Raw genomic sequence first — 10334 nt, 5'->3', positions numbered from 1 at the left:
CGTCTCTACGCACCCACCTGCAGCAAGCCGTTCGGTGTCTTCGTCAGCGACTCGTATCCGTTCTCCGTGATGAGCAACGTGTCCGAGTGCTGCAGGCCGCCCCACTCCGGCACGCGGAGGTTCGGCTCAAACGTGAACATCATGCCTGGCTCAAACAGCAACGTCGTCTTGCCGTCGAGCGAAGGCTCTTCGTGCGCACCCAGCCCCATACCGTGGCCGATGCGGCCCGGGATGTACTTGCCAAAGCCAAGACGCGTGTACGTCTCCTTCACCTGGTGGAAGACGTCAGCAATCGGCTTGCCCGGAGCGATCAACTTCGCGGCCTCTTCGCGTGCCGTCAACACGCACTCAAACGCCTTCTGCTTCTCGGCCGAAAGCTCCCCCTTCGCAATCGAACGCTCGTTCTCCACATAGATCCCGTTCGCCGGGGCCCAGATGTAGATCAGCGTGATGTCGCCCGCCTTCGGCTTCGTCAGGCTCGGGCTATCGCAGTTGATGAGAATGCGCTCGCCCGTAAGGCACCATGCCCACAGCGCGCTCTGCACGCCGCCTTCAAGGCTGCCGAACGCACCCGTCTCCACATCCGGATACTCATTCAGCCACAGCTTGTTCATCGCATGCATCGCTTCGATCGTGATCTCGCGTTCCGAGCCGCCGGCCGCAAGCACCTCGATACCGCGCTCCACACCCGCGTCGGCAAAGCGGGCAGCGATGCGAGCGTTCGCAATCTCTGCCGGGCTCTTGATCAAACGCGCCTGGAACAACACCTTCGATACATCCGCAAACGTGGCCTTCGGCGCAATGCTCTCAAGCTTCTTCAGGTAAGCCACCGGCAGGTAGTCGCCTTCGAAGCCGATCGTTCCTTCGAGCACACCAGCCTCTGAAAGAATCTGCTCCAGCGCCTTCAACCAGCTCGGCCCCATCGTCACCTTCGTCGACCACGCACCGTACAGGCGAATGTCGCTGATGCGCGACTCGCGGCGTGCATGATCATCGCGCAGCGCATGAATCAGCAACACAGGCGCACCATCGGCAGGCACAATCGCGATCACCGGATGGCTGTAGATGATCGGGTTGAACCCGCTGAGGTGGAAGGTCGTCTCCGGCTTGAAACAGACCATCACGTCGACGCCCTGTGCCTTCATCTGTGTACGCATTGTCTCGAGGCTGTTGCTCACGTTGTTCCTTTTCCTTCTTCTAGAGCTGAGGTTGCAGCGAGCGGCGCACCGCATCGCTGATGAGGTTGATACTGAGAACGGTGAGAAGCACCGCAGCGCCGGGCACCACAATCAGCCACGGACTCGCGGAAAGATAACTACGGCTCTCGGCCAACATGCGTCCCCACGAAGGGTTCGGCGGCTGCGCACCCAGGCCAAGAAAACTCAGGCTCACTTCCAGCAGCACGATGCGCGAGAGCTCGAGCGTCGCGACAGTCAGCACCGTCGACAGCACGTTCGGCAGCAGGTGCCGCACCAACACCCGCGCAGGGCTTACTCCCATCACATACGCCGCCGCGACGAAGTCCTTGCTGCGCAGCACCATCGCCTCTGCACGCACCATGCGCGCCGCACGCACCCACGCCGTAAGACCCAGCACTACGATGAGGTTCAACAGGCTCGGACCAAGCACCGCAATCACCAGCAGCGCCAGCAGCATCATCGGAATCGACAACTCAATGTCGACCAGCCGCATGATGATCGTCTCCGCGAACCCGCGATAGAACCCGGCGATCAACCCCAGTACAGTGCCGACCACCACCCCAAACACCGTTGCACTCGAGGCGATCACCAACGTCGAGCGACCACCGTAAACCACGCGGCTCAGCAGGTCGCGACCAAGCTGGTCGGTGCCCAGCAGATGCTCGTCTACGAAAGGTGCAGCGAAGCGATGATGCAGATCAAGATGCAGCGGACTCTGCAGCGGCAGCACCGGTGCCAGCAACGCCGACAGCACGATCAACGCAAAGATCACGGCACCAGCGACACCCGCAGCCGTTAGCTCCACATCGCCAAGCCCGCGTACGGGCAGCACGAAAGCACGCTTGCTCATGCAGCCCTCCGCAGTCGCGGATCAAGCGCGATATAAAGCAGATCCACTATAAGATTCGCAGCGACAACGCCTACGCAACTCAGCAACACCGCGGCCATCACCAGCGGGATATCACCGTTCTGCAGCGCCTGAAATGTAAGCCGCCCCACGCCCGGCCACGCGAACACCGTCTCCACCACTACGGCTCCGCCGAGCATTTCGCCCACCAGCAAACCCAACAACGTCAGCAGCGGAAACAAGGCATTGCGAAAGATGTACCACGCAAAAATCGTGTGTGCGCGCAGGCCCTTCATGCGCGCAGCCAACACATAGGGCTCCTGCGCGATCCCCTGCACGCTGTACTCCACCACGCGCGCGATCTGCGTCCCCAGGAACAACGCCATGCACAACGCCGGCAGCAGCAGATGCAGCGCGCCGCCTCGTCCGCCAGCAGGCAACCACCGCAGATGAATCGCAAAAAGCAGAATCGACGCGAGCCCCACCAGAAACACCGGCGTCGCTTGCGCGCTCACCACCAGCGCGCGAATCAAACTGACCCACCAGCCGCGGCGAAGCGCCATCAAGCTTCCAGCCACGCAGCCAAAAATCAGCGCCATCACCAGCGCAGCTGCGGCCAGCTGCAACGTCGCGGGCAGGCGCTCCACCACGACACCAAGCGCAGGCCGCGCAAACAAAAAGCTCTCGCCCATGTGCCCACGGCACAGTTGCGAGAGAAAGTGTCCATACTGCTGCGGCAACGAGAGATCAAGACCCAGCTCATGCCGCAGCGCTTTCAACTCCACAGCCGAAGCGCCCACCGGCAACAACAACGTCGCCGGATCCCCCAACAGATGCGTCAGAAAAAACACAGCCGTCAACACCGCCCACACAGTCAGGATCGCGTCGAATATGCGACGAATAGCTTTCAACGAGATCCCTCCTTTCTGCGAGCGGTGCGACGGCCTCTTACCTTCAGACTAGAAGATGACCTTGGCACCGAGTTGCATCTGTCGTGACGTACCCGAACCCGTCGTACGGCCGTAGGTGTTCAGAATCTGACCGAACGACGACGTGTTGAAGGTGTTGCTCGGGAGCGCGAACAGAGGATGGTTCGGCACATTGAACACTTCCCAGCGGAGCTGCAGGTGCGCCTTCTCTGTGATCTTCGTGTTCTTCAACAACGACATGTCCAGCTGATTGAAGCTCTGTCCATAGACCGTGTTGCGGCCGAGGTTGCCAACGGTTCCCGCAGCCGGGGTGGAGAACGCAGCGGGGTTGAACCATTGCGACACAGACTTATGCGCTGCGTACTGGCTCACTCCCTTCACGCGGTTCGGACGCTGGTTTGTCGTGTTCTGGTTACCGGACGTGTTCACGCCAATCAGGATCGTCTCCGGCGCGCCGGTACGGAAGAACCCGATGCTCGCAATCTGCCATCCGCCAGCCAAACGGTCCACGACCGAACCGGAGTTCGCCAGGAACGCACGGTCCTTACCAAACGGAAGATCGTACGTCAGGCTGTAGTTCAAGCTGTGACGAATATCGCTGGTCGCATTGCCGTACTCCGAGCGCCAGTCATTGAACGTCTGCGGCTGCAGAGGATTGCTGCTCGAGATGCCGTTGTCCGCAACGTTGTCGAGACCGTGAGCGTACGAGTAGCTCGCCGTCGCAAACAGACCGTGATGCATGCGCTGCGTGAACTGAACATGCAGAGCGTTGTAGTTGCTGATGCCCTGCTCCTGCTCCACCAGCACGTTCGCGTAGTTCGTCAGCGGACGAGCTGCGAGTGTCGGGCTATAGAGGTTTACGTTCTGCTGCTGACGAAGATGCAAGCTGCGGTTGCCAACGTAAGCGACCAGCAAGTTCGCGTCCTTCGAAAGCGACGTCTCGGTGGTAAGGTGCCACTGCTCGGTGTACTGGTCCGGCTTGCTCGACTGGAATCCAGCAACCGCAGGCTTTGCCACCGACGGAAGCGCGAGATACGCGTCCAGCGGATAGCTGAGCGTCGGCGTAGAAGCACGCAGCAGCGACGTGGTTCCTGCAGCGTTGTTCGTCGCCAACTGGTTGGTGGAGTACAGCGGGAACTGTTGATAGAAGATGCCGAAGCCCGTACGAATCGAGAGGCGCGGCAACACGCGATAGTTGATGCCGAAGCGCGGCGAGAAGTCCCGATACGTCTGGTCGTACCACGCATAGCCAGGCACCGAGAGCGCGTTCGTCGTCGGAAGGAACGTCTGCACCTTGTTGTAGATGTCCCACGGCGTGGTCTGGAAATCCCAACGCACACCATAGTCGACCGTCAGCTTCGGGCTTGCCTTCCAGGTGTCCTGCACGAAGGTGTCAGTCTCATACGAACGCGTCGACGAACCAGGGTTCGCGCCCGTCTGGCCCGCGCTGTTCGCGCTGTTGTTGATGAAGTCCGCGATCGACGTATACGTGATGGTCTGCGTAGCGGCCGTGCGGTTGTCAATGTCCAGACGGTACGCGCCGAGGCCCCACTTCAACGTGTGGTTGCCGATCACATACGTCATGTTGTCGCCAATCTGCCAACTCGTGTTCACATTCGCCTGACGACCACGCGAACCAGGAACGATTGAGAACCCGGTGATCGTCGTCAGCGGCGTCGTCTCCTGCGACTCAATCAAGCTGTCGAAGCGCTGAACGCCCGCGAGAAACTCATTGATGAAGTGAGCACCGATCAACTGCTGATCGTGGATCGCAACGTTCGTCGTGCGGATCGGCACGTTCTGATGATCGTTCACACCCTGCGCCGTCGAGAAGACACCGAAGTTCACACCGCTCACGTAGGAATCATTCACGTTGAAGCGAGCATAGAAAGTATTGTTCTGCCCGAACTGCTGATCGATACGAGCGCTGCCCGTGTCCTCACGCACACTCACGTTGCCCGTGGTCGTCAACGTGTTCGTGTTGGCATCCTTGAACACACCGCCCGTCGGGAAATTTGCCACGATCGGCGCCAGTGCCGGCGACTTCGCCAAAACCTGTGCGCGATAGGCATCGCTCATCGTGGTGTTGCTCTGCGTGATGCCGATGATCTGGCGAGTACCTTCGTAGTTCAGGAACAGGAACGTCTTGTCGCGGAAGATCGGCCCGCTGATGCTTCCACCGAAATCATTGAAGCGCGTCTCGGCCTGATGCGCCGGCTTCGCGTTGAAGTAGTTGCGAGCATCGAAGAAGTCATTGCGAAGGAAGTCGTAGACCGAACCGTGGAAGCGGTTGCTTCCACTCTTCGTCGCGATGTTCACATACGCGCCCGCAGAGCGGCCATACTCGGCCGGATACACATCCACCATGGAGCGGAACTGCGAGATCGTCTCAAGCGAACCCGTGAGCAAGCGGGCACCGCGCTCGAAGCCATTCGCAATGTACGGATAATCGACACGCGTCGCGTCAATGCCATCGATCGTGAAACGGTTCGCCGTAATCTGCTGCCCGTTGAAGCTGATGTTCGCGATGATGTTCGTCGTCGCCACCGCACCTGGGGTCAACATGGCAAAACGCGCGTAGTCGCGACCATTGATCGGCAGCGCTTCAATCGCCTTCTCCGGCAGCAGCGTACCCGTATCGGTCGCCGAATCGAGCAGGCGCTCCGACTCCGCGCTCACCGTCACGGTCTGCTCGACCGAGCCCGCCGCAAGCTTCACGTTCAGGTCCGCAGACTGCGAAACCGTCAGCGTGATGTGGTCATACTCGCCGCGCTGAAAGCCGTTCTGCGAAATCACCAGGCGATAGTTGCCCGGCGCCAGCTGCGCAAAGGTGTAGCGACCATCCGCACTCGCGTGCAGCGTGCGCACCGCACCGGTGTCGAGGTTCGTCAGGTCCAGCGTCGCTCCCGGAATCACCGATCCCGACGGGTCTGTCACCAACCCGGAAAGCACAGCCGCTGTTTGCGCTGCACCCGGCAGCGAACCAGCAGCGAGAAGAAGAAACAAGAGTACGCCCAAGGCCCGAAATTGAAAGAAGCGCATAAGCAAAGATTCCTCGCCTTACTTTTTATGTATGAAAGCTACTTGTGGCTGCGTTGCTCCGATTTTGGCGCCAATCATGGCGCCTGTAAAGCACTGTTTATCGGAGATTTTTCATTTTGTAAGAATTGAACCCGGGCTCAAATCACTAAATGACTGATTATGCAGTGATTACACGCTCAACGGAGCCAAGCGACAACAGGTGACAAAAACGCGACATCGCGTGTCAACGAGCTTGCCAGTCGGTTGCAGAAAGAGATGGGAGTCCATGAATTTGCCCTGAGCACTGAGTCCAGCGAGGTCTTCCTCGCATCCAGGCTCAATTTGTTTGCTGTCTTACGGCCACGCACAGCGCGAACCGCCACTCATCGTCTACAGAGACGGAGTGCAACAACAACAAAGCTGGTGAAGGCTCTTCATTGCATCCAGTATGCCACATCGCCCCACCCACCGGACCGCTCTAAAAGTCGAACAGCTCGCTCTTTCGTGGGTTTTCGCTAGTGGCAAAACGATCAGCTCCAAGCGCCATTTCGCCCCGGGGAAGGCGGACAGCCTCTACCAGAACGCCTTTTCAACGATCTCAGGCGGTCCAAAGCGGTCCTGAATGATCTGCGTCTTGAAGACGATCTCGAAGTTCCGGCCTGCCCAGTTTCTGGGAGCAGCTGCAGCGACGACACGCTGGAGTTCGGGGTCCGTGAGGAGGCGAATGCCTGCTGTAGTGCCGTTCTGACCAATGCCCGCAACGATCAGGACCGGTCTGCCAGTCATGGTGTCACTGAGGCGCGCAACGATGCCGTAATCCTGCTGCAGGCTCGTGTAAGGCTGCGTAAGGTCCACAAACCACGCATGAACACCGGGTTTATCGCGCTGCAGGATGTCAAAAAACAGCGTGTCGTTGCGGCGCGCGATGCGGAACGGCAGCGGCTCCATCAGGCGCAGGCACCACGGATTGTCCGCCGCGCCGACCAGAATGCTCGGTCCGTTCTGCAGGTCGGTATAGGTTGTCTCCGAAGAGAGGCGAACGCTGAAGTGCTTCTCCAATTTGCCCAGCTTCGCTGCGATATTCGAGAGCGCCACACTGTCATTGAAATCAACGAGATGACTGTTCGTGATGTGGGCAAGGATCGTGGTCTCCGCCGACTCCGGAGCTTTGGGCGCGAGGTCCGACTTGGAAAGGTCGGGGATCACGATCAGCGCCGGGTTCGGATCGCTCAGGACCGCGCTCCAGAAAAGCTTGTCTGCCGGCTCCGAGTTGCGTTGGCGCAGCACCAACCACGCTCCGACGCCGCCCAGGATGACCAGCACAAGCAAGGTGATGCCCGCCCACTTCACTCCGCCGGAGGAAGGGAGTTCGGCGACGGGTTGCAGGCCTGCGATCTCGGCCTCGCTCGGCGAAGGCTCGGACACGGCGACAACCGCCGGCGTGGAAACCGTCTGCGTCTCACCCTGTGGCCAACTGAAAAGCGGCACGTAGGAACCCGCGCGAATCTCGATTTGCAGCTGCCCGGCGTGCTCAGCCTGTTGGTAATACTGCGCGAGGCGCTTCCGCACTTCCGCCGCAGTGAGGCGAACGGTGGGGTCAAGGCTGGTGTCATAGGTCGGCTGTCGCCCGAAGACTTCGACGCCGATCGTCCGTTCCTTGAGGTCCTCTTCGTCATCGCTCAGCGTCTTCTCGACCACGTAGCGAAGGAACGCGGGGTACCGCTTGCTCTGATTAAAGAGCGGGCTCGCCAGCAGCAACTCGAGCTGATGCAGCACCGCCGGCCCGTCGATCGGGGAGCGCATTGCGTCGCTTTGCATCGGCTCGGGCATGGCGAGAGGGCTTCCTGAACCCACAGATAAGTGTATCAAGCGGCTTGATACGTCCACCGAAGTCCTTGAAATAAATACGCTTGCCGAACGCTACCCCTTCTCTACCGTATAAGCCCTTTTCAACTGACCCTCAAAAGAATTCAGCATGGGGAGTTTTCTTAGGGCGGCTCTGAGTCACACTGCGCCCTCGATACGGAAAGGGAATTTCGATGAACAGGAAGCAAGTACTCGGATGGGGTCTGCCGCTGGCGCTGGCCGCGACCACGATCGCCGCCGCTCAGGCCCCCACCCATACCTGGGACAACAAGAGCCTGTCGGCCGATCAGCGCGCACACCTCGTGCTGAAGGAGATGACGCTCGACGAAAAGATCGGCCTCGTGCACGGCTACGGTATGCCGGGCGAGACTGAACTGCCGGAAAGCTCGAACGGCGGCGCAGGCCTGACGCTCGGCGTGCCGCGCCTCGGCATCCCGCCCATCCAGATGGCGGACGCCGCCTACGGCGTGACGCGCAGCGCCCCGAACGGCCGCTACTCCACCTCGCTGCCCTCTGTGCTCGGCGCGACCGCCTCCTGGGAGCCGAAGTCGGCCTACGAGTACGGCAAGCTGATCGCCACCGAACTCCGCCTGCAGGGCTACAACATGACGCTCGGCGGCGGCGTGAACCTGACCCGCGAGCCGCGCGACGGCCGCACCTTCGAGTACGCCGGCGAAGACCCGTTGCTCGCCGGAACGATGGACGGCAACCTCATGCTCGGCGAGCGTGAGCAGCACGTCATCAGCGACGTCAAGCACTACGCCATCAACGATCAGGAGAACGGCCGCTTCGCCGTCAACGCGATCATCGACAAGCGCAGCATGCGCGAGAGCGACCTGCTGGCGTTTGAGATTGCGCTCGGCATCGCCAAGCCCTCGGCCGTGATGTGCAGCTACAACCTCGTGAACGGCGACCACGCCTGCGAGAACGACTACCTGCTGAACAAGGTGCTGAAGGGCGACTTCCACTTCGACGGCTTCGTTCTCTCCGACTGGAGCGGCACGCACAGCGCGGCGAAGGCTTCGCACGCCGGCCTCGACATGGAGCAGCCGAACGATTTCTTCTATGGCGCTCCGCTGAAGAAGGCTGTTGAAGACCACGAAGTCACGATGGCCGAACTCGACGACCATGTCGTCCGCATCCTGCGCGCGCAGTTCTCGAGCGGCACGATTGACTTCCCCGCCGAGAAGGGCGTGGTGGATGTCGACAACGGCTATAAGGTCGCGCAGGCGATTGAAGAGAAGTCCATCGTTCTGCTGAAGAACGAGGGAAACCTGCTGCCGCTGACTGCCACGCATCCGCTGAAGATCGCCGTGATCGGTGGCCACTCGGACATCGGCGTGATCGGTGGCGGCGGCTCCGCGCAGGTCGATCCTGCAGGCGGATCGCCAGTTCCTCCTCCGCCCCCGGGCAACGGCGTTTTCGATAGCTTCATCCGCCCGGCCTGGTTCCGCGATGCTCCGCTCGCAGCCATCCGCGCCGAGTTCCCCAACGCGCAGGTGAACTTCGCCAGCGGTGACGACGTTGCTGCGGCCGCGAAGCTCGCCAAGAGCGCTGATGTGGCCATCGTCTTCGGCTACCAGTGGTCGGCAGAAGGCTTCGACCAGAAGACTCTGCACCTCAGCGCCGATCAGGAAACGCTGATCAGCGCCGTCGCCGCAGCGAACACGAAGACCATCGCCGTTGTTGAGTCCGGCGGCCCGATCGTGATGCCCTGGGCACCGAAGGTCGCAGGCATCGTGGAAGCCTGGTTCCCCGGCATCCGTGGTGCGGAAGCGCTCGCTCGCGTGCTCTCCGGAGCCGTGAACCCGACGGCCAAGTTGCCCGTCACCTTCCCGGTGGACGAAGCCGATCTGCCGCGCCCGGAACTCGTTCCGACGCCCAAGGCTTCCGAACCGACGCTCGAGAAGGGTGAGTCGCTCACCGAGCTCATGCACGTGCTCGGCAACGGCCTGCCCACCTTCGACGTGCACTACGACGAGAAGCTGAAGGTTGGCTACAAGTGGTACGACGCGGAGAAGAAGAACGTTCTCTTCCCCTTCGGCTTCGGTCTCTCGTACACCACGTACGCCTACTCGAAGCTGAACGTGCAGCCCACGGCTGACGGCCTCACCGTGCACTTCACCGTGACCAACACGGGCAAGCGCGCTGGCGAGGAAATCGCTCAGGTGTACGTCGAGCTGCCCTCGGCAGCAGGCGAACCGCCGCACCGCCTCGTGGGCTGGAACAAGCTCACGCTGGCACCGGGCGAAAGCAAGGAAGCCACCGTGCACGTAGAGCGCAAGATGCTCTCCGTCTTCAACGAAGCGAACGACACCTGGCAGCGTCTGCCTGGGGAGTATCGCGTACTCGTTGGAGCCAGCTCGCGCGAACTGCCGCTGACGCACGCTGTGTCGCTGAAGTAACCCCGAGGCGAGCGCAGCCCACGCGCGGCGCTCGCCTCCTCCTAAGTTTTCTGAAGAAAGAAGAAGA

Annotated in this window: 6 protein-coding genes; 1 reads left to right on the top strand and 5 read right to left on the bottom strand. The window is 60.9% G+C overall.

Annotated elements, in window-relative coordinates; all coding sequences use genetic code 11:
- Positions 1-5: 5 nt before the first annotated feature.
- The 5 genes from OHL11_RS03010 to OHL11_RS02990 form a co-directional block, all read right to left on the bottom strand.
- Entirely contained in the window at positions 6-1178 is a 1173-nt protein-coding gene (locus OHL11_RS03010; RefSeq protein WP_263369994.1) for a M24 family metallopeptidase, read from the bottom strand.
- Positions 1179-1197: 19 nt separating this feature from the next.
- On the bottom strand, positions 1198-2049 hold the full coding sequence (locus OHL11_RS03005; protein ID WP_263369993.1) for an ABC transporter permease: 852 nt from the start codon (positions 2047-2049) through the stop codon (positions 1198-1200).
- Positions 2046-2957: an ABC transporter permease gene (locus OHL11_RS03000; protein ID WP_263369992.1), complete on the bottom strand. Its 912-nt coding sequence runs from the start codon at positions 2955-2957 to the stop codon at positions 2046-2048. The genes OHL11_RS03005 and OHL11_RS03000 overlap by 4 nt, the downstream gene beginning before the upstream one ends.
- A gap of 48 nt (positions 2958-3005) precedes the next feature.
- Complete coding sequence (locus tag OHL11_RS02995; protein WP_263369991.1) at positions 3006-5981, bottom strand: TonB-dependent receptor; 2976 nt, start codon at positions 5979-5981, stop codon at positions 3006-3008.
- 588 nt (positions 5982-6569) lie between these two features.
- On the bottom strand, positions 6570-7826 hold the full coding sequence (locus tag OHL11_RS02990; RefSeq protein WP_263369990.1) for a hypothetical protein: 1257 nt from the start codon (positions 7824-7826) through the stop codon (positions 6570-6572).
- Between the two features lie 209 nt (positions 7827-8035).
- Between OHL11_RS02990 and OHL11_RS02985 the strand changes: the two genes are divergently transcribed.
- Positions 8036-10267: a beta-glucosidase gene (locus OHL11_RS02985; RefSeq protein ID WP_263369989.1), complete on the top strand. Its 2232-nt coding sequence runs from the start codon at positions 8036-8038 to the stop codon at positions 10265-10267.
- Positions 10268-10334: the final 67 nt, after the last annotated feature.

Source organism: Granulicella cerasi, from assembly GCF_025685575.1.
GTDB lineage: Bacteria > Acidobacteriota > Terriglobia > Terriglobales > Acidobacteriaceae > Granulicella > Granulicella cerasi.
The sequence above is the reverse complement of the archived record's forward strand: the minus strand, read 5'-3'. Positions and strand labels throughout refer to the sequence as shown.